We start from the raw sequence: 20046 nt of genomic DNA, 5'->3' as shown, positions 1-20046 counted from the left end.
TGGCCAATAGTTTGGAAGCAAGGCATTTGATTGAGACCCAGGGTAAAATGAGAAAACGAGTATTATTGACGACAAAGGCGAGGTTATTTCCCTTGGTTGGCTTGTCCCAGCCGATGAAGGCCTCGCGTGACTTGACCGCCCAGGCGGCGGAGCCCCAACCCAGACAGGCAACGGGTCGATCCCCCAGAAACGCCATATACTTGAGATGCTGGCCAACGATCTGGCGGTAACCGAGATAATGGTGCTGATTAACAAGGCTATTGTAGAGAGGTTCAAGTTCAGTATGTCTTACCAGCAAGATAGTGACAGGAGGAAAATCAGCAAGTTCCCCGGATATGGGGCTCTCATCGACGGGGAGAACCCGAGTGTTTTTGTTTCTCCGTTCGTTCCAGCTATTGTTTTTGCGCGGGGGGAGGACAAGATGTCCCATACGTTCCAAGGTGAGAAGAAGCTCCCGGCAGGCCATGTCTTTGGTGGCGCCGTTGGCTTGGATCCATCCCCAGAGTCGGCACAGGATTCTGGAGATGCTTTTTCTTCCTTCGGGCCAATGTTCATTGATCACCCCTTGAATAAGAGGGATGTCGGCTTCGGAAACGGTTCGCTTTCTTATGGTTATGGGCAACATGATGAGTGTGTATCAGAAGAAAAAGGCGGACGCCCGCAAAAAATGCAGGGTATGCAAAAATATTTTTCAAGGCAGTTTGAGATTGAATATGTCGGGCACATCGGCAACGGCTTGCCGATGTGCTGGGTTGAAACGAAAAAGGGTGGGTTGAAAATGTCCTTGAAATCAAGAGCAAGGAGATTCTAAATCACCTCATTATTCGTCAATTAGTGGCGGTTCCATCGTGGGGCTATCTGAGTAGTTACGTTTTTTTAAGCAGGTTCTGGGGAGTAAGTCACTAAAACGAGAGAAAACTTTTTCACAGTACCGGGATTATGACAAGGAGGTCTGTCCATGAAAACCATCGTAACTATAACCTTGAACCCGGCGATCGACAAGAGCTCAAGTGTTGACCATGTCGTGGCCGAGCGAAAACTGTACTGTGGCGTTCCTCGTTTTGAGCCCGGAGGAGGCGGGGTGAATGTCTCCCGGGCCGTCAAAAAACTGGGAGGCGAGTCCCTGCTCCTTTATCCCGCGGGCGGCCTGACCGGAGACCGACTGAAAGAACTCCTGGACGAAGAAGGCCTCAACCATCAGCCGTTTCCCATCGAGGGATTGATCCGGGAAAGTTTGGTCATTTTGGAGGAATCCACCGGCCAGCAGTATCGTTTTGGAATGCCGGGACCGCAGCTTCAGCAAAAAGAATGGGAGCCGTTTGTTCAAGAACTGGCGGCCATGGAGCCTTCACCTGATTATGTGGTGGCCAGCGGGAGCCTTCCGCCGGGTGTGCCCCCTGATTTTTATGCACGGGTTGCGCGTGCCGGGAAAAAGAGGGGTGCAAAAGTGATCATCGATGTTTCGGGTGAACCCCTTGAGGCAGCGCTCCATGAAGGGGTGTTTTTGATCAAGCCCAATGTCCGTGAATTCAGGGGACTGGTGGTCGGCGAGAACATCAAAGAGGAATCGCAGATCAAGACCGAGGCCCAAAAGATGGTCAAAAGCGGCCGCTGCGAGGTGCTGGTGATCTCCCTTGGCGCGGCAGGCGCTCTGGTGGTTTCGGAGGAGTTTGCCGAACACATCCTGCCGCCCACAGTGCCGATTATCAGCAAGGTCGGGGCCGGGGACAGTATGGTGGCCGGTATCGTTTTGAGCCTTGCCCGAGGCAACCCACTCAGGGAATCCGTAATTTTCGGCATAGCGGCCGGTTCGGCAGCCGTCATGACGCCGGGAACGGAACTGTGTCGGAGGGAGGATGCCGAGAGGTTATATGAGAGCATGATTTCAGGGTCCGAATCAGGGGGTGGTTGAGTCAAGTGAATATCTATATGCGTTATTGACCCTCCAAGAATTGGACCGGAACGTCCACATCGATTCCAACAGTGAGAGGAATGAAGAGAAGGGATGTCATGGATCAGGAAAAGCGCTTCTCCAGGAAACGAACCTATTACGATGAGTATCCGGACTTTACCCGGCCAGCGCTTGAGATTTCCCGCAGATTCAGGGAGCGGGCGCTCGCACGGCTTGAGTTCCTATACGGCCCTAAAGGGGCTGAAAATTGGATGCCCGAACTCGAACGGATACTAAAGGTTCATTATGCCCACAAGCCCCCCGAGATGATCGAGAAGGAGCAGGAATACGATCCTAGGCAAAGGTTTTGCCAGGAGCATATCATCCTCATCACCTACGGGGACATGGTGAAGGGAGAAGGAGCCACGCCCCTTTCAGTCCTTCACCGCTTCGTGACTCAATACTCTCTGGGTGCCATCAACACGCTCCATCTGTTGCCCTTCTTTCCCTATTCCTCGGACCGGGGTTTTGCCGTCATTGATTACCGACGGGTGGACAAGCGGCTGGGATTCTGGAAGGACATCCGTGAGAAAAAACGTTTCTATGATCTTATGTTTGACGCTGTCCTGAATCATTGCTCCTCCGGAAGCGAGATGTTCCTGGAATTCCTTAATGGGAATCCCGCCTACAGGGACTTTTTCATTGCTTACGAGTCGCCCGACGATCTCACCCCTGAACAGCGCCGCAAGATTTTCCGCCCCAGGACGACCGACATTCTCACCCGATTCGAGACGATCCATGGCCCTCGATACATTTGGTCCACCTTTTCTCCGGATCAGGTGGACCTTAACTTCCGTAACCCTGCCGTGCTCCTGCAAGTGTTGGGCAGCCTTCTTTTTTACATCCGAAAAGGCGCCGATATGCTCCGGCTGGACGCGGTGACCTACATCTGGGCGGAGCCTGGAACCGAAAGCGTGCATCTCCCCCAGACCCATGAGATCGTCAAACTGCTGCGCGATGTAGTGGATTTTGTAGCTTCCGGTGTGGCCCTGGTCACCGAAACGAATGTCCCCCATCATCAAAACATCTCGTACTTCGGCAACGGCTATGACGAGGCCCACATGGTGTACAACTTCGCCCTTCCCCCTCTGGTCCTTCATGCTTTCTATGCCGGAGATGCCGGCACCCTTTCCCGATGGGCCGAGGATCTGCGTCCACCATCGGCCCAGACGGCCTTTCTCAATATTCTGGACACCCATGACGGCATCGGACTCCAGGGTGCCCGCGGGTTTCTCCCCGCCAAAGACATTGAGTTCCTCGTGGACAGGGCCCGGAAGAAAGGGGCCTTAGTGTCCTTCAAGACGACCGAGGACGGGACCGAAGAGCCTTACGAGATCAACAGCACCTGGTGGAGCGCCCTGAACCCGGAGCGCGAACAGGAGAGCCTGGAGCTGCAGATCGCCCGGTATCTGGCCTCCAGGGCCATCGCGCTGGTGATGCGGGGGGTCCCGGGGATTTACATCCACGGGGCACTCGGAACCGCCAATGACTATAGGGCCGCTAAGGCCTCAGGGATAAACCGGGACCTGAACCGGGGAATCATCGACGCCTGGGAGGTGGAAAAGGCGCTGAAGGATCCGGCCTCGAAGCTGTCCCTCCTGTTCAGCCGTGGGAGGGAACAGATCCTGGTTCGGCGGCGGGAGAGGTCTTTCCACCCCCAAGGCGGACAGAAGGTCTTGCACCTTTCGCCCCGCGCTTTTGCCCTCCTTCGAACTTCCCCGGAGGGGGATGAGACAATCCTGACCCTCACCGGCGTTACGGCGGAAGCGGTGGGGCTTGTGATACCTTCAGACGAGGCCGGCTTCCGCCACGGGCGTTATCGGGATCTTCTCTCCGCCGGGAGCTATAAAACGGAAGCAAATATCTTGCACATTACGCTTCCGCCTTACGGCCGGGTCTGGCTTAAAAACGAAGAATGAACAGTGTATAAGGAATAACCGGAGACAGGAGGTGTTTTGCTTATGGATAAAATCACGCTGGATCAATTGCGGCAAACATTTTCAGACAGACATTCGGGCTGGCGTGTCTCTCTATTCATGCCGGCACACCGGGAGGGACGGGAGACCAGGCAGGATCCGATCCGTTTCAGGAACCTGCTGCGGCCGCTGCTGCCTCTTCTGACCAGCGACGGCACCTTCCATATCTTTGCAATCAGCCAGAACCAGCTTCAGTTGCTGGAGGAGACGCGGCACACGGGGGATGAAATCGATCTGGAAAATGTACCGGAAACACTTTCCGAACTTTTCTCGGACGGCTTCCCGGAAAAAAGCTCCACTTTCATACGGGTACGCCATCGGGGTCCGGGAACCGCACAGCACCCTTATCTTATTGAACAAGACGGTCTTTCAGGATGATCCAGCTTTGGGGGTTGTCTTTTGTCGTTTTAAGATTTCTCTAAATCAAGGAGGAGAACACATGAGCGGACAAGAAGTCATCCGGGTGGGAATCAACGGGTTTGGTCGAATCGGACGAGCGGTTTTCAAGCAATTGCTTGAGAGAGAAAATTTTCAGGTCGTCGGAATCAATGATCTGGCGAACCTTGAAGACCTCGCCTATCTTCTCAAGTATGATTCGGTCCATGGCTGGTATCCAAGGAAAGTTGCCGCGCAGGACAACGCCCTCCAGGTGGACCAGCAAAGCATCCCCTTTTTTTCAAGCCCCGATCCGAAGAAAATCCCATGGAATGAGACGGGAGCGGATATTATCATCGAATGCAGCGGAGCCCTGCGCAGCCGCTCTAAGGCTGCGGGCCATCTGGAAGCCGGAGCAAAACGCGTGATCATCTCCGCACCCTCCGACGATGCCGACGCAATGATCGTCCTGGGCGTCAATGAGGAGACATACCGACCGGAATCCCATCAGATTGTCTCCATGGCCTCCTGCACAACGAACTGTTTGGCTCCGGTCGCTAGGGTGCTGCACGAATCCTTCGGCGTGGAATTCATCATGTTCACCACCGTCCATGCCTACACCTCAAGCCAGTCATTGATAGACACGCCGGCGCGCCATCGCCGCCGCGGCCGGGCGGCCGCCTTGTCGATCATCCCGACCACCACAGGAGCGGCCAAAGCCGCCGAAAAGGTCCTGCCGCAGTTGAAGGGAAAGATGACCGGCATGGCCATGCGGGTCCCCGTCCCCAACGGCTCGGTTACCGACATGATGGTCTGCCTGGGAAAAGACGTGACTTCGGAACAGGTCAACGCCGCCTTGCAGAAGGCATCGGAAAAATCTCCCCTTCGAGGGATACTTCGGGTGACGGACGAGGCGTTGGTCTCCCAGGATATCATCGGCGATTCCCACTCATCCATCGTCGATGCTCTGAGCACCATGGTTCTGAACGATAGAATCGTTAAAATCCTTGCCTGGTACGACAACGAATGGGGTTACTCCGCCCGCCTCGTTGATTTCGCCGAGTTCATGGCCAAGAAGGGGTTGTTCACGGAGAAGGAATGATCTTCCGAGCCTGTGAATTCGGGTTGGACCGGAGAGACCCAGGTTCGGCGGAGCATTTTTCCGGAAAGGAGGTTCAGGGATGAAGCTCATTGCCACCCGCTCGACGGGCTTCGGTCATATCGATCTGGAGTATTGCCAGGCAAACGACATCACCGTCTGCAACGTCCCGGTCTATGGCGATAATACCGTGGCCGAGCACGTCTTTGCGCTTCTCTTGGCCATCAGCCACAACATGATTGCCGCTGTGGACCGCACCCGCTGGCGTGTTATCGAAATTGCGAAAGGTTTCAGCATGGAAGTACTGGCCGCGGATGTGATACCGGATGAAGACTTGGCCTCTCGCCTGGGCTTTCGCTATGTAAAAATGGAGGAGCTCTTGGCTTCATCCGACATCATCACGCTCCCTGTGCCTTCCAACGAGAATACCCGGAATCTCATATCCACCGATGAATTTGCCGTGATGAAAGAAGGGGTTGTCCTGATCAACACGGCCCGCGGCGCTTTCCAACCACGTCAGGCCAAGGGAACAGCATAAATGAAAAACGAGGGGGCGACGACCATGAGATTACCGGCCCACAAAACCAAGATCGTGTGCACCATCGGACCGGCCTCCCGTTCGGAGGCTGTCCTGGAACGGCTGATGCTGCAGGGCATGAATGTGGCGCGGCTCAATTTTGCCCACGGGACCCTGCAGGGGCACAGGGAGGACATTCAGCGCATCCGTGCTGTGGCGGCAAGGCTTCAGCGACATTGTATGATTCTGGCGGACCTTCCCGGCCCCAAGATACGAATCGGCAGGCTCTTAGATGAGCCGTTTCTGCTGGAAAAAGGGGATGATGTCGTTTTGACCGTCAAAGATTTTGCCGCCACACCCAATCAGATACCTGTCGAGTACAAGAGACTGCCGGAGAGCGTGACCTCAGGAGACTTGATCTTCCTCAATGACGGCTTCATACAACTCCGGGTGGAGAGGGTGTCTGGTGAGGATGTCTTCTGCCGGACGGTTATCGGCGGTCCGCTCCTTTCCCACAAAGGACTGAGCATTCCGGGGGCAAAGATAGTCGCTGATGCAGTGTCGGAAAAAGACTTCGAGTTCCTCGCTTTTGCCCTGCAGGAACCCGTGGATGCCTTCGGTGTTTCTTTTGCTGAAACAGCGGAAGACATTCTGAAAGTGAAAAGGTTTGCCCAGGCAAAAGGGCAATCCGCCTATGTGGTTGCCAAAATCGAGCGGGCCGAGGCTATTGACAATTTCGATGGGATTCTTTCCGCGGCCGATGCGATCATGATTGCTCGGGGCGACCTGGGGGTGCAGATCCCTTTGCAGGACGTGCCTGCCGTTCAAAAAAAACTGATCCGCAAGGCGAATCTTTTGGGCCGACCGGTGATAACGGCAACGCAGATGCTGGTGTCCATGACCGAGAACATCCGCCCGACCCGCGCCGAGGTGTCCGATGTGGCCAATGCCATTCTGGACGGTACGGACGCTGTGATGCTGTCCGAAGAGACGGCTATCGGGCGGTATCCCGTGGAAGCTGTTGAAATGATTAGCAAGATCGCAATATCCGCCGAGCGGGAGGAAAAAGCCGTCCGGGCACTGGCCGATTTGCACGCCTACTTCCGGGCGGCTGCGGGTTCAGGCAACGCCGCCGTGGAAGATGTCGTCACGCTGAATGCCGTTGAATCGGCCGATGCATTGAATGTACGTTACATCCTGACCCATGTGCAAAGCCGGGCCGCCCCGTGCCTTATCTCCAGATTTAAACCGGACTGCTGGATACTATCTCATGGTGGCGATGAAAAGACGAACAACCTTCTGGCCCTTTCTTATGGAGTTCATCCTGTTCGCCTGGATGGTGAAACGACCGGCCTTGCTGATAAGACCGTCCGGTGGCTGGTTACAGCCGGCATGGTTGAAAAAGATGAAAGCGTGATCTGGGTTGAGGATGAATCGCCTGACGATAGGCTGGAAGCCTTGTCGATGAAAGTCATTAAAGCCTGAAACAAATTTCATGAGGGGGTGATTCTGGGGATCGGAGGCGTCAGGATGCTCTGGGCCCGGGTTATCAGGACATCAGCGCCTTCCATCTCAACGGAGGGAATGCCGCCCTTCCGACCCTGGCACTTCTGGACGAGGCGGCGCTTCACCATTGCGATGATCGATGCGGACCACTTCAAGAAACTCAACGACCCGTACGGCCACGGCTTTGGCGATGTCGTGCTCGGAACCCTTGCGGAACGCTTTGTCGAAAGTTTCCGCCCGCGTGATAGGGTGCACCGCTTCGGCGGGGAGGAATTTGTGATCCTGCTGCCGGACATACCGCTCGACCAGGCAAGACCAGTGCTCAAACGCCTTCGCCAGCGGGCGTGCGGTCGCGATATCAGCGATGGCGAGATCGAGATCACCCAGTCGGTTTCCATAGGCGCGGCCGAAGCGACCGGGCCCAGTTGAATGAACCGCGGATGACCCGATAAAGGAGGCGGATATGAAAAAGAAATTTATTCGGCAAATACGGCTGCCGAATTCATGATAGGGAGGATCTGATGAAACCAAAAGAACAGGCCTGCCGGTTGTGTGAGGAGAAATGGCAAGCCCTTGATGAGCAGAATGTTTACGGGAAGCTTCAGTCCGGACCGGACGGGTTGGCCGATCCGGAGGCGGCCCGGCGGCTTACGTATTACGGTCCCAACACGCTGCCTACCAAAGAACCACCGACGATCTGGGCGATCCTGCTCCACCAGGTACTCAACCCCCTGATCTTCATTCTCCTGGCCGCTGCCGTGGCGTCCGTCGCCATTGGAGAATCCACCGACGCCTTGTTCATCCTGATCGTTCTCGTCCTGAACAGCGGCCTGGGGACCTACCAAGAGTATCAGGCCGAAAAAAGCGCGGCCGGTTTGCAGCGCCTGCTCAAGATCAAGGCGCGGGTGCGCCGCGGCGGCAAGGGGACGGACATCCCGGCGGAAATGGTCGTCCCGGGCGATATCGTGTTGCTGGAGTCGGGCAATAAGGTACCGGCCGATCTGCGCCTGGTGCAAGCCAATAGTCTTGCGGCCGACGAAAGCTTTCTGACGGGCGAATCCATGGCCTCTGAAAAGACCGCCGTGTCCTTGCCCGAGGACACCGGGGTGAGTGACCGCAAAAACATGACTTTTGCCGGGTCGACCATCACCTCGGGCCGAGGGGTCGGGATCGTTGTCGGCACCGGAACCGAAACCCAGGTGGGCATCATTGCCCAAACCGTATCCGAATCGGAAAGCGGCAAGCCCCCTCTGGTGCTGCGGATGGAACGGTTCGTCAAACACATCAGTATTTTGGTGTTGGCGATCAGCGCCGGCCTGGCGCTTCTCCTGTGGACCCAGGGCAAGGATCTTACGGCGATCTTCTTTTTCGTGGTGGCGCTGGCGGTCTCAGCCATTCCCGAGGGACTTCCCGTGGCCCTGACCGTGGCCCTTTCCATCGCCACCAAGCGGATGTCTGACCGCAATGTCATCGTGCGCAAGCTCACCGCCGTGGAAAGCCTGGGAAGCTGTACGGTAATCGCCAGCGACAAGACCGGCACGTTAACGGTCAACCAGCAGACGGTTCGCACCATCGCTTTGCCCGACGGGCAGACTTACCATCTTTCCGGAGAGGGCTATAACGGCGAAGGGGAAGTCTCGGCGGCCGGCAACAACGGAAATATCTCCGAAAACGAACGAAATCGGCTGAACCGGCTGGCCGAACTGGCTATTCTGGCCAACGAGGGATCGCTCGTTGAGGAGGACGGAGGCTGGAAACACCGCGGTGACGCCATGGATGTTGCGTTCCTGGCCATGGGATACAAACTGGGCCTTCATCCGGAAAAGGTAAAACAGCCAGTCCGGATCATCCGGGAAATCCCGTACGAATCCGAGCTCAAATATTCGGCGGTCTTCTTTGAAAAAGACGGAACCGGACATGTGGCCGCCAAGGGAGCCGTAGAAACCATTCTGGATTTTTGCAACTGCACGGTTCGGAACGGAGAACCGGCCGACCTCGACCGGGAAGGCATCGAGGCACAGGTAGAGACTTTGGCAAAAAAGGGTCTGCGCGTGCTGGCTGTGGCCGGTGGTGAATTCGGGTCCATCCGGCATGACACCCCTCCGGAAGAAGCACTTTCCGGGTTGGTTTTGCACGGTTTGGTGGGATTCATCGATCCCTTGCGACCCGAAGCTCTCGAATCGGTGCAGATATGCAAGACCGCCGGCATCCATGTCCTCATGATCACCGGAGATCACCCTGCGACCGCCGGGGCCATCGCCGGGGAACTGGGTCTGTCCGAACGCGATGAGTCGGTGGTCACCGGCATGCAGTTGAGCGAGGCCGGGACCCCGGACAGCCCGGCCTTTGAAAAACTGGTGGCATCCACCCATGTATTTGCCAGGGTTTCCCCAATCCAAAAGCTGGAAATCGTCGATGTGCTGATCCGCCGGGGGGAATTTGTGGCGGTTACCGGCGACGGGGTCAACGACGCCCCGGCCCTGCGGCGGGCCAATATTGGTGTGGCCATGGGCTCGGGGACCGATGTGGCCAAGGAAGTTGGCTCGATGATCGTTACCGACGACAACTTCGCCTCCATCGTGGCTGGTGTCGAAGAGGGGCGGTTTGCCTATGACAACGTGCGCAAGGTGATCTACCTGCTTATCTCCACCGGCGCTGCCGAAGTCTTGATGTTTACCGCGGCGATCCTGGCGGGCCTGCCCATTCCCCTTTTGGCCGTTCAACTGCTGTGGCTCAACCTGGTGACCAACGGCATCCAGGATGTGGCCCTGGCCTTTGAAGGCGGCGAGCCGGGCGCCATGAAGCGCAAGCCCCGAAGACCCGAGGAGACAATTTTCGATTCGCGGATGATCAGTCAGACCCTTGTCTCGGGATTGACCATCGGTGCCCTGGCCTTTGGATTCTGGTACTGGATGGTGTCCTTTCAGGCAATGGAAGAAGGCCCAGCCCGCAACATGGTTTTGCTTTTAATGGTCTTGCTGCAGAACGTGCATGTGTTCAACTGCCGCTCTGAAACAGAATCCTCCTTCCGGATCCCTCTGCGGAGGAATGTCATTCTCATTTTCGGCGTAATCGCGGCGCAAGGTATCCATGTAATGAGTATGCACCTGCCGTTCATGCAAACCATCTTGGCCACCGGGCCGGTCAGGTTTACACAGTGGCTCACGATTCTGGCCTTGGCATTGGTGATCTTGGTGGTCATGGAGGTGTTCAAATGGGTTAAAAGGCAATCGGATGATGCAGTTATTTGACGAGTGGAGGTTGAAGCCGAGACGGTAAGGATCGCGCCGCGCTCATCGAGCGATTTGACATCCAGGAGAAGAAAGGGGATGAAGCCGGCATAGATAATCATCGGCGATTAGGAAGTGGCCCGTTCAGCATACGGCAAAACCAAATAAAGAGGGGAGCGGCGGACGTTCGCTTCCTCAATGATATTGAATAACTGAAGACACCATTGACAGTATATGTCCCTGTCGAGATGGCGCGTAACTATAAAAACTTCATGCTGTTCATGTTTGAATTCGAGCATCTGGTTATAGAGATAAGATTAAAGCGTTATGTATTGATCGGGGTCTTTTCTCTGGTACCGGTCGGACTGGGGACATTAATCTAAATGTTTGCGCACTCATTGCTCACGTAGCGGCCGTAAACTGGTTGTCAAAAGGCGGGCACCTGGTATTTCTTATGCCGCGTGAACTTGTTAATCAAGCTTCATACGAAGGATGGCGCCGTGCTGTTGGTGGTGCTGCGTGTTCTCTCATAGAACCGCATGATTGGTCTGATGCAGGACACCTGATCGACCCTGTGAAGGAAGACTTCATGACGTTTGTTTTTCAAGGAGCAAAACATGACCAGAGGAAGGTCCGGTTTCGAAGGCTGCTACATGAAGAGATTTGACCGAAGCTGTCGTCTCTTTTCCCAACTCCGCCGGAGAGCGGTTAAAGTATTTTGCCAGGTTCTCCGCGCAGCGGTTTAGTTCTTCAGAGGGTAACCAACATCAATCACACTATTTTCCATTTGACATTCCCGTGGATATGCGGCACTATCCTCGCGGGTTAAGACATCTTCAATAACCATTTCGCATTTCTTTACTAAAAGTCATCGTTTCTCACAATACGAGGGTACACGGTGAAGGATTTATCCAAGACAAATGCAGAACTGACCCAAGAGATATCCGTCTTAAAGCAGAAAATCCAGGAATTGGAACAATTGGTATTAGATCATAAGAAGGTGGAAGAGACCCTGCGGGAGAGCGAACAGAGACAAGGATTCTTCATGTTCAGTGAGCAGCGGTCTATGATGAAATTGTAAAAAGCTTTCATCTGGGCATACCGGAGCCTTCTGGTGGTTTTGGCGAGATCATGAGTTTGCGATTCCAAAAAGGTGTAAATATCATCAGGACCAGTGGAATCAAAATCTCTTTCAGCGTAAACCCTTTCAAACCTGCTCAACAGATAATCGTAGCTGTCGATCTTGGGTACTGTATACAAGCAGGAGCGCCATATATGAAGATCCTAAGGGTGAGGATGGACGATGAGAGCATAACCTCAGAAAATATTGCAGAGGGGTGGCAATACCTTGGCGGCAGCGCCTTAATCGCCAAGATCATGAACAGCGAAGTACCGCCGATTGCCGATCCGCTTGGCCCTAAAAATCACTTTATCGTGGCGTGCGGCCCCCTGGCGGGCACGAGAGCCCCGCAAATGGGACGGATCTCTCTGGGCGCCAAGAGTCCTCTCACGCTAGGCATCAAAGAGGCCAATGCGGGAGGCCCGGCAGGTCAAATCCTCGACAGGCTCGGAATTCGCGCCATTGTTGTTCAGGGGACGCCTCAGGATAACCGGCTATTCAACCTTCTCATATCCAGGGACCAGGCAAAACTCATTCCCGCCGATGAATTTCGCGGCATGAAGAACTATGAATTGGTTGCAGTCCTGCAAAAGAAATATGGGGATAAGATCGCCGTCATTTCCACCGGTATTGCCGGAGAAAGGAAGTACAAGGCTGCCTCGGTTTCCTTGACCGACAAGTTCGGCGATCCGTCCCGAAACGCTGCCCGAGGCGGCTTGGGGGCCGTCATGGGGTCGAAGGGGTTAAAAGCGATTATCCTCGATCCGGCAGGGGCAGCCCAAATCAATATTGCCGATCCGGATGCATTCCGGGCCGTTATTCGATCATGGGCCGATGTCCTCAAACATGATATCGGTTGCAGTCTTTTCTCACGATTCGGCACCCCCTTTGCGATTAACAACTCTGCCGGTCATGGCACACTGCCGGCTAAAAATTACCGTTCGGGCCGCCCGGAGAACTTCATCGCCGTCAGCGGCAACAGCATTCAGAAAATCCTCTTTGAGCGGGGCGGTAAGATGCATGGCTGTATGCCCGGTTGCCTTGTCCAATGCTCCATTATCTATCCCGATAAAGACGGCACCCGGATCTGCGGAGCCTATGAATATGAATTGATTGCTCTTCTGGGCACAAATCTTGGCATTACGGATAACGATGCCATCGCCAGACTCAAATTCATGTGCGACGATTTGGGAATTGATGGCGTGGAGGCAGGCAGCTCTCTGGGGTTGGCAGCAGAGGCGGGAAAAATGTCATGGGGAGACTCGGAAGCGGCGGCGCGCCTTTTAGTGGACATCGAAAAGGAAACACCCCTGGGTGTTGCGTTAGGAAACGGCGCGGTCGCTACGGCCCGATATCTCAACATCAATCGTGTACCGGCCTATAAAGGACAGGCCATTCCCGCCCATGATCCCCGATCTGTCAAGGGAACGGGCATGACGTATTTCACGAGCCCCATGGGAGCTGATCATACGGCCGGGTTGACCTACCGCATGCCCAAGGACAAGAATAAGCAGGCGGAAAATTCGCTCAGATCCCAGATTCAGGCCGCCACATGCGATGCTTTCGGCTATTGCCTGAATTCCGTTCCCGGCAGCCGATCCGTTTATCCTTTTTTTGCCGATCTCATGAATGCCAGATACGGTCTCCACCTTACACCGGATGATATCATTGAGGTCGGCAAGCAGACCCTTCGGGATCAGCTCTCCTTCAATGAAAAAGCGGAGTTCAGTAAAGCAGATTTGAAAATGCCGGCCTTTCTTCGGGAGGAGGCGATCAAGCCGACGGACTCCGTCTTCGATGTGGACGACGCGGAGGTACAAAATCTCTGGGATGGTTTGAATGCATTCAAAGAGACGGAAAAGGTATGGGAGGTCCGCATCCCTCCTCTGCCGGATGTGCTACTGGGTGCAGGGGTGGCCCGGAATATGGGCCAACGGGTACGGCGACTCAATGTGACCAAGGCCTTCCTCGTCACCGACCTGTTTCTATCCAAAAGCGGGAAGGTTGAGGAGATTCAAAAGATTCTGGAGGAAAGCGGTATCGAGACGGTCGTCTTTCCCGAGGTGGAACCGGATCCGCCCATTGAACTGATTGAACGCGCGGGAAAACTCTACAACGAAAGCGGGTGTAACGGCATCTTGAGGCTTGGTGGCGGGAGTTCCCTGGATACCGCCAAAACCCTGGGGCTACGGGTGACCCACGGCGGCGACCTCCGGGAATATGAGAGCCTCGTGGGCGGCGGCAGCAAGATCAAACCGATTTTACCTCCGGTCATCTGTATCCCCACCACATCGGGAACAGGTAGCGAGGCTAATCCCTGTGCGGTGCTTACCGACAAAGAGCGGGGTCTAAAGTTCATTCTTATGAGCAATCATTTAATCCCCAAACTGGCTGTCGTCGATCCTCTGATATGCAAATCCATGCCCCCCGGTTTGACCGTCGAATCCGGCATCGATGCCCTAGCCCATTGTATCGAAGGTTACGTCTCCTTGGCCACCCCATATCATCCATATTTCGAGTCCATGGCGCTATACGGCGTGACGATGGCTCGTCGGACGTTACTATGAGCCGAAACCGAGGAGGTTGACAATCCCCAGTTTCTCCCGACAGGCAGGGCACAGGTCACGACCATTTTGAGCAGCAGAATTATTGCCGCCCACGGTTTCTACAAAAATCCCCCCAAGGACCTCGACAGGGCTGGCTATGGTGACCTCTTCGTCTTCAAATTCCTGAAAACAGTTTTGGCAGATTTTCTTTGCGCATCTAATAGGACATCGTCTTATTGGACATACGGCGATTTAAGATGTCCAATAACGTCCTGAGAGTGTCCAACAAATCATGTTACCGGAAAATAACACCTCATTTTTAAATAACCTTCAGACCGCAAACGGCCCTCGGCAACAAGCCGGGAAGCAATTCGAGTTGCCTGCCTCACGGATACCTTCAATATCTTGCGGATGTCTTCATTTTTTATAAAACCGTTTTCCCGCAGATGCGGGCGGATGGTCTCGTAGGCCTTCTCGATGAGCAGTACAAGCGGACCCTCGATCCGTTCCCGCTTGATGATGTTCAGCGCTGCAGCCCACAAGGCGCTCTGTTCCTTCGTACTTGACGAAATCGATGCCGCAGCGCGGATGCCAGCGCCCCGGGTCCTTGCCGAAAAGCAGAAGCGCTGCCATAGTCAGGACGGTCTTGCCATTGCGTCCTTCCGCAAGACGGTAATGCGCCAGAATCTCCTCCGACAAAGCCCTCATCCCCTGCCGTTCGCCAAGTCTGTCGATAAGTGCAAGATCGAGGTCGGCGAGCGTCTCCTCAAAGACAAAGCGCGTTTCGGTAACACGGCGTCGCTACCTTCCTTCATGGCTTCAATGTCAGCGGCGGGGGAGGGAATGTTCTTGTCGTCGATGCGCAGGAGATACCGGCAGTCGGTAAGCTGGTGCGCTTCCATACTCCAGCCCACCTCGAAAAGGAGAACCTGCTTTCCGTCGAGGTTGTTCTCCCGAATCCGGGCCTTTACCGCCGGTTTGATATGGGTTTTGGGGGCCGAGTGCAGGATTTTCAGACGATCTTCCGGATAGTCCGCGCCGGAAACGGCGCTGTCATCCTCGATGCCGAGTACCAGCACACTGCCATCTGCGTTCGCCATTGCCGCCAATGTCTCGGCCACATCCCACGCCACATCGCGAACCGGTCGCAGTTTAACTTTCCCCTGTGATCGATCACAGCAGCTCTTCCGCTCGAAGAACTGCCCTTCCTGCTGATGAAGAATCCAGCCAAAAACGCTCATGTTTATGGCTCTCCCGCTGTTGTGAACAGTTCCTCATATGACTTTTCATTCTTGAACTTTACGGTAAGAAATTGCACCCTTATCGAGAGATTCGACTGAATATGGGAATGTATGGCAGCAAGCTATCCTATGGCAGACTATGCCGCAACGAACTCAATTTTAACCCGCATTCCGGTTGCTTCAGCGATTTTTTCCAAAGTTTTGAGCGTGAAGCCCTCATATTCGCCGCTCTCTATCCTGGAAATCGCCTGCTGGCTGGTTCCCATAAGCTTTGCCAATTCCTGTTGCGATAAACCCTTCAGATCACGCAGTTCCGCAATTTTCATTGCCAGCTTTAGAGCTTGCCTCTCTTCTTGGTAATGTTTTTTGAACTCGGGATCTTCCATGTCTTCCCGCAATCTACTTTGGAATGTCCGAACTTTGCCTTTTTTCATGTTTCACCTCCCGTAGGAAACCTTCGCATCCAGTCTTCCATGCGTTTTTCAGCCAAGTCAATGTCCTGCTTTTTCAATTGCTGCGTTTTCTTGGAGAATCCATGCACCAACACAATATGATCAAGCATCTGAAAGAAGTAGAGGATGCGAAACTGGTTGGAGTTGTATTGTATTCTCAATTCCCTTATTTTACCCCTGACGATATCAGCGTAGGGCCGTTTGAGATTCGGCCCTTGCTCTTCCAAGAGCGATAGATATGCAGCCACCTTCGCCCGTGACTTCTTGTCTATCCCATCAAGAAAATCATCAAGCGGCGAATCTCCCCGTTCAGCCGTGTAGAAGATCAGATTGTACAAGCACACCCCCACATTACAGCTGTCATATACATCATGTTTGATGTATTGTCAAGGAAATATTTCCTTAGCGTCTGTCATCGTTCTGTTCCGGAATTCCACCTTCGAAGCGACCGCATGGGGCAAATCGGACAGGCCGACAAGGCGGTTGTCTGTAAGATGCCGCAAGTCATAAAGATTCCTCGGCTCGTTCCGTGCCGTATCAAAAAGGGCGACAATATCCATCAATATCCGCAACGAAATGAGTATCGTGGATATCGTCACAGGAACCGGCGTCTGGATGACGCCATCCCCTGCATCATGGAAACTCAGGGAAACAAAAAGGCTTTCCGTAAAAACTGGGCCAGACTGATTCAAAAGATATACGAGGTAGATCCCATTGTCTGCACGAAATGTCAGGGGACGATGCGGATCATCAGCTTATGTGAAGCGATTAATTATGTGAAGCAGCCATCCCCTGATACCGCTACCTCTGCCGTGGCTGTGGTGGCGCTTCACATAATTCCAAAGCCTTATGAAAGATCATCTAACCACTTGAGGATTCCTGGTTTTAGCCATTTTGGCTGGCCCTTCTTAGGTGTTTTCGCCTTCGGTGGTTGACAGCCTTCCAGCACTTTTCGCTTCATTTTCATGTCGATCTCCACGTAGCCATGAGTTGTGTTCAAATCGGCGTGTCCCATCCAGTCTTTGATCACGCTGATATCATTACCTGCCTGGAGTAAGTGCATTGCTGTCGTGTGACGGACCGTATGCGGGCTGATTTTCTTGGTTTTGATGGAGGCACACGTTTCGCCTGCCTTGTCGGCATATTGACGGATTATGTAGCGCAGGCCGAAACGGGTGATCGGCTTTCCGTTGGTGTTGAGAAACAGCGATGGACACTCCGTCGCGGAAGACTCACGCCGTTCGATGTAGTTTTGGAGAGCCTGAACGGTTTCCGGCCAGAGCGGGCAGGCGCGTTCCTTACGTCCCTTACCCAGAAGCCTTACCTGGTATGGTTTTTCGAATCGCACCTTGTCAATTCTTAAGTCAACGATCTCTTGTGCTCGGGCGCCAGTGTTGTACAGCAAGAGCAACAGTCCATAGTCTCTCAGGGCGTTTCGGGAAGATGGAACGACACTGTTGAGAACAGCACGGATTTCATTGTCTTCGAGGTATTCAATGGTCTTGTGCGAAGTTCTCTTGAAAGATACCGTACAGATCTGTTGGCAACGTCCCATGGCCTCAGGTTGCTGCCCGGCGATGTACCGGAACAGGGCATGGAGGGCGGCAAGCCGAGCGTTGCGGGTCCGTGTTGCGTTGTTCCGGGACGTTTCCAGATCATCCAGAAAGGCCACAACCAGCTTGTCCTGGAAATCTTCTATTGTCAGCTTGTCCACCGGCTTTGCAAGCAGAACGGCAGCGAAGTTCAGGAAAAGTTTGATGCAGTCTCTGTAAGCGCCAATGGTGTTGGGGCTTAGACCTCTCTGGGCCAACAGGAAGTTCAGAAAAAAGGCTTGTACAAAGGGTGCGATGAGATTATTGGTGTTCATATCATTTTCCTTTCTTCAACACGTTTTGAACGAAATTGTTGTGGAAGCGTTGATTGGCCATTTCTAGAAGCTCGGCTGTTGCTCGCAGGTACACCTGAGTGTACGTAATGCAGACATGGCCGAGATAGGTTGCCAACGCCGGCAGCAGAGCGTTAACGTCCTCGCCCCGGCGATACGCGGCTGCAAGGCGATTGCAAGCATAGCTGTGGCGAAGATCGTGGATGCAGGGGCCTTGTTCCCCTTTGCCTCCGCGCAGCCGGCAACGGTTCAGGGCTTGGCGGTAAGCCGTGTACACGATTTGGCGAAAGAAACGTCGACCCTGTAGGTTGACGAAGAGGGGATGCTGTGGCGCTGCCGGAAAGATACGGGTCCGCTCTTGAATATAGCGCTGCAGTACCAAACAGGTGGAGGCAGAAATTGGTATCCAGCGTGATTTACGGAATTTGCCCTTATGTATGCAAAGCCGCTGCTGGGCGAGATCGACGTCGGCCAAGTCCAGGGCGATTGCCTCCCCAACTCGCAGGCCGGTGGTGTAAAGCAGCCCGAACAAGGTGTGGAAGGTTATGGGCCGTACCGACTCAGGAGGCGACAAGTGGTGCGTTGCGGCGAGCAGAGCTTTGATCTCATCGTCGGTAAAGATGTAGGGTGTTCGATAAAGCTTCGGCCCTGTCCGGGCTGCAGGCTCAGGGACATAACACTGCGGCTCAAACTGGCGCATGTACATGCAAAACTGGCGCACGACGGCCAGCCTGTTGGCGCGGGTATTGGGATTGAGACGGGTCAAAGATGTTAAGTATTGATCGATGATCTCTCTGGTAGGGCAGGAACCGCCGAAGCCCTGCTGGCACAAGAAACGGTCGAAATAGGAGAGTACTTTAGCTCGACCACAGTAGTCGGCTCCACCGGAACGTCGAAACGCGACGAAATCCATGAAACGATCAGCCAAGAGGCTGGCAAAGACAGGTCCATTCATGATAACACCTCCGGCCAGTCCAGAGGCAGTTGTTTGAGTTTTTCAAAATCGATCTTGGTATAGATGAAGGCGGAGTTTATGTCGCGGTGTCCCAGCATGTCGGCGATGGTCTTCAGTGATTGGCCACCGTTGAGCATACGCGTGGCAAAGCCGTGGCGGAAGCCATGAGGACCCAGGACAGGACCCGTGATCCCAAGGCAGCGCATGCGCGCTGCGATCATGATGTAAAGGTTGTCGGCCTTCATAGGGTGAACGGGAGCGCAGTCTGTCAGAAAGACCTCGCGATAGACAGTCTGAGGACGGCCATAACGCAGGTAGTCCAGGAGAGATTCCCCTACTGCGTTAGTCAGTGGATCGATGATCTCCTTTCCACCTTTGCACGACCGAAATCGGATGCGGCTCTGACGCCATTGAATATCCTCAAGGCGGAGCGAACGGATCTGGGCTCCGCGCACTCCGTATGTGTGGAGCAGCAGAACAATGGCGTAGTCGCGCCGGCCTGCGGACGTCGAGCGGTCGATACTCTCGAGGAGCTTTCGAGCACTTTGTTCGCAGATGTGGCGCGGGACATTTGCCAGCCGGTATCTGAATACTTTCGGAACTGCCTCGGCCAGATGTCCCGCGACATATCCTTGCCTTGCACAGAAAGCGAAGAAGCTTCTCAGCGTCGCGTGAATCTGCCCTCGTGTTGTGTCCGCTTTGCCTTGGGCATGCTTGGCAAAGAAGGCGTGGACCTGTTGAGGCGACACCTCTGACAAGCTCTTGAGTATGTCTTTTCCATCCAGTGATTGGAGGAACGGGGTGAGATAGTGGCGGTAGATTTTTATCGTACTGTCGACCAAGCCACGGTGGTGTCTCAAGTCCGCCGTATACGCATTGAGAACACCCTCGTAGGGAGGGGTTTGAGCAGTGGACCTCAGAATGCCTCGGATTGATAGGTACTTCATCAAGCATCGGATGGCGGCAGACGGATGCCCCGAAAAGATACGTCCATGCTTGGATGAAAGCCGACTAATGACTCTATCGGCGTGAAGCTCCTGGCCCTCCGAGCAATCCTTGATCCCAAGATAGCGTAAATACCAATTAAACTGTGAGACCTTCGCAATATGGCTGCGCATGACCGAGCGCGAGTAGCCCTGCTCGTGCAGCCATTTACAAAAGCCGTCAGCCTCTACGCCCAAAGGTAGCATGCG

Annotated in this window: 20 protein-coding genes; 10 read left to right on the top strand and 10 right to left on the bottom strand. The window is 54.3% G+C overall.

Going from position 1 to position 20046, the window contains the following annotated elements:
* A partial coding sequence (locus tag K0B01_12895; GenBank protein MBW6487037.1) for a DUF4338 domain-containing protein occupies positions 1-439 on the bottom strand: 439 nt, incomplete at its 3' end.
* Between K0B01_12895 and K0B01_12890 the strand changes: the two genes are divergently transcribed.
* The 9 genes from K0B01_12890 (at position 422) to K0B01_12850 (ending at position 10675) form a co-directional block, all read left to right on the top strand.
* Positions 422-811, top strand: coding sequence for a hypothetical protein (locus tag K0B01_12890; GenBank protein MBW6487036.1), 390 nt, complete (start codon positions 422-424; stop codon positions 809-811). The genes K0B01_12895 and K0B01_12890 overlap by 18 nt on opposite strands.
* Before the next feature lie 147 nt (positions 812-958).
* Positions 959-1912, top strand: a complete 954-nt coding sequence (locus tag K0B01_12885) for a 1-phosphofructokinase family hexose kinase (GenBank protein ID MBW6487035.1) — start codon at positions 959-961, stop codon at positions 1910-1912.
* Between the two features lie 80 nt (positions 1913-1992).
* A complete protein-coding gene (locus K0B01_12880) occupies positions 1993-3870 on the top strand; it encodes a sugar phosphorylase (GenBank protein ID MBW6487034.1) in 1878 nt (625 codons plus the stop codon).
* Positions 3871-3912: 42 nt separating this feature from the next.
* Entirely contained in the window at positions 3913-4305 is a 393-nt protein-coding gene (locus K0B01_12875) for a hypothetical protein (protein MBW6487033.1), read from the top strand.
* Between the two features lie 61 nt (positions 4306-4366).
* Entirely contained in the window at positions 4367-5404 is a 1038-nt protein-coding gene (gap, locus tag K0B01_12870; protein ID MBW6487032.1) for a type I glyceraldehyde-3-phosphate dehydrogenase, read from the top strand.
* Positions 5405-5483: 79 nt separating this feature from the next.
* Positions 5484-5939 (top strand): hypothetical protein, encoded by a 456-nt coding sequence (locus K0B01_12865; protein MBW6487031.1) that lies wholly within the window; start codon positions 5484-5486, stop codon positions 5937-5939.
* Positions 5940-7403, top strand: coding sequence for a pyruvate kinase (gene pyk / locus K0B01_12860; protein MBW6487030.1), 1464 nt, complete (start codon positions 5940-5942; stop codon positions 7401-7403).
* Positions 7404-7448: 45 nt separating this feature from the next.
* The gene (locus K0B01_12855; protein ID MBW6487029.1) at positions 7449-7853 is read left to right on the top strand and encodes a GGDEF domain-containing protein; all 405 of its coding nucleotides are present in this window, start codon (positions 7449-7451) and stop codon (positions 7851-7853) included.
* A gap of 92 nt (positions 7854-7945) precedes the next feature.
* Entirely contained in the window at positions 7946-10675 is a 2730-nt protein-coding gene (locus tag K0B01_12850) for an HAD-IC family P-type ATPase (protein ID MBW6487028.1), read from the top strand.
* Positions 10676-11644: 969 nt separating this feature from the next.
* Here the strand turns inward: K0B01_12850 and K0B01_12845 are convergent.
* Positions 11645-11914: a site-specific integrase gene (locus tag K0B01_12845; GenBank protein MBW6487027.1), complete on the bottom strand. Its 270-nt coding sequence runs from the start codon at positions 11912-11914 to the stop codon at positions 11645-11647.
* A gap of 15 nt (positions 11915-11929) precedes the next feature.
* Here K0B01_12845 and K0B01_12840 point away from each other — a divergent pair, with 15 nt between their 5' ends.
* On the top strand, positions 11930-14341 hold the full coding sequence (locus K0B01_12840; protein MBW6487026.1) for an iron-containing alcohol dehydrogenase: 2412 nt from the start codon (positions 11930-11932) through the stop codon (positions 14339-14341).
* A gap of 269 nt (positions 14342-14610) precedes the next feature.
* On the opposite strand, the gene K0B01_12835 is transcribed toward K0B01_12840, so the two are convergent.
* The 8 genes from K0B01_12835 to K0B01_12800 form a co-directional block, all read right to left on the bottom strand.
* On the bottom strand, positions 14611-14862 hold the full coding sequence (locus K0B01_12835; GenBank protein MBW6487025.1) for a hypothetical protein: 252 nt from the start codon (positions 14860-14862) through the stop codon (positions 14611-14613).
* Positions 14863-15024: 162 nt separating this feature from the next.
* A complete protein-coding gene (locus tag K0B01_12830; protein MBW6487024.1) occupies positions 15025-15561 on the bottom strand; it encodes an ATP-binding protein in 537 nt (178 codons plus the stop codon).
* A 137-nt stretch (positions 15562-15698) separates the two neighbouring features.
* Positions 15699-15995 carry a helix-turn-helix transcriptional regulator gene (locus K0B01_12825; protein ID MBW6487023.1) on the bottom strand — a complete coding sequence of 99 codons (297 nt, stop codon included), beginning with the start codon at positions 15993-15995 and terminating at the stop codon, positions 15699-15701.
* A complete protein-coding gene (locus K0B01_12820; GenBank protein MBW6487022.1) occupies positions 15992-16351 on the bottom strand; it encodes a type II toxin-antitoxin system RelE/ParE family toxin in 360 nt (119 codons plus the stop codon). The genes K0B01_12825 and K0B01_12820 overlap by 4 nt, the downstream gene beginning before the upstream one ends.
* Positions 16352-16399: 48 nt before the next feature.
* Positions 16400-16705 carry a hypothetical protein gene (locus tag K0B01_12815; GenBank protein MBW6487021.1) on the bottom strand — a complete coding sequence of 102 codons (306 nt, stop codon included), beginning with the start codon at positions 16703-16705 and terminating at the stop codon, positions 16400-16402.
* 155 nt (positions 16706-16860) lie between these two features.
* Positions 16861-17880 (bottom strand): site-specific integrase, encoded by a 1020-nt coding sequence (locus K0B01_12810; protein MBW6487020.1) that lies wholly within the window; start codon positions 17878-17880, stop codon positions 16861-16863.
* 1 nt (position 17881) lies between these two features.
* On the bottom strand, positions 17882-18853 hold the full coding sequence (locus K0B01_12805) for a tyrosine-type recombinase/integrase (protein ID MBW6487019.1): 972 nt from the start codon (positions 18851-18853) through the stop codon (positions 17882-17884).
* Positions 18850-20046, bottom strand: a 1197-nt coding sequence (locus K0B01_12800) for a site-specific integrase (protein MBW6487018.1), incomplete at its 5' end; no start/stop codon positions are given. The genes K0B01_12805 and K0B01_12800, both read right to left, overlap by 4 nt.

The organism is Syntrophobacterales bacterium, from assembly GCA_019429105.1.
Lineage (GTDB): Bacteria > Desulfobacterota > Syntrophia > Syntrophales > UBA5619 > DYTH01.
This window is presented reverse-complemented; position numbering and strand designations above follow the sequence as displayed.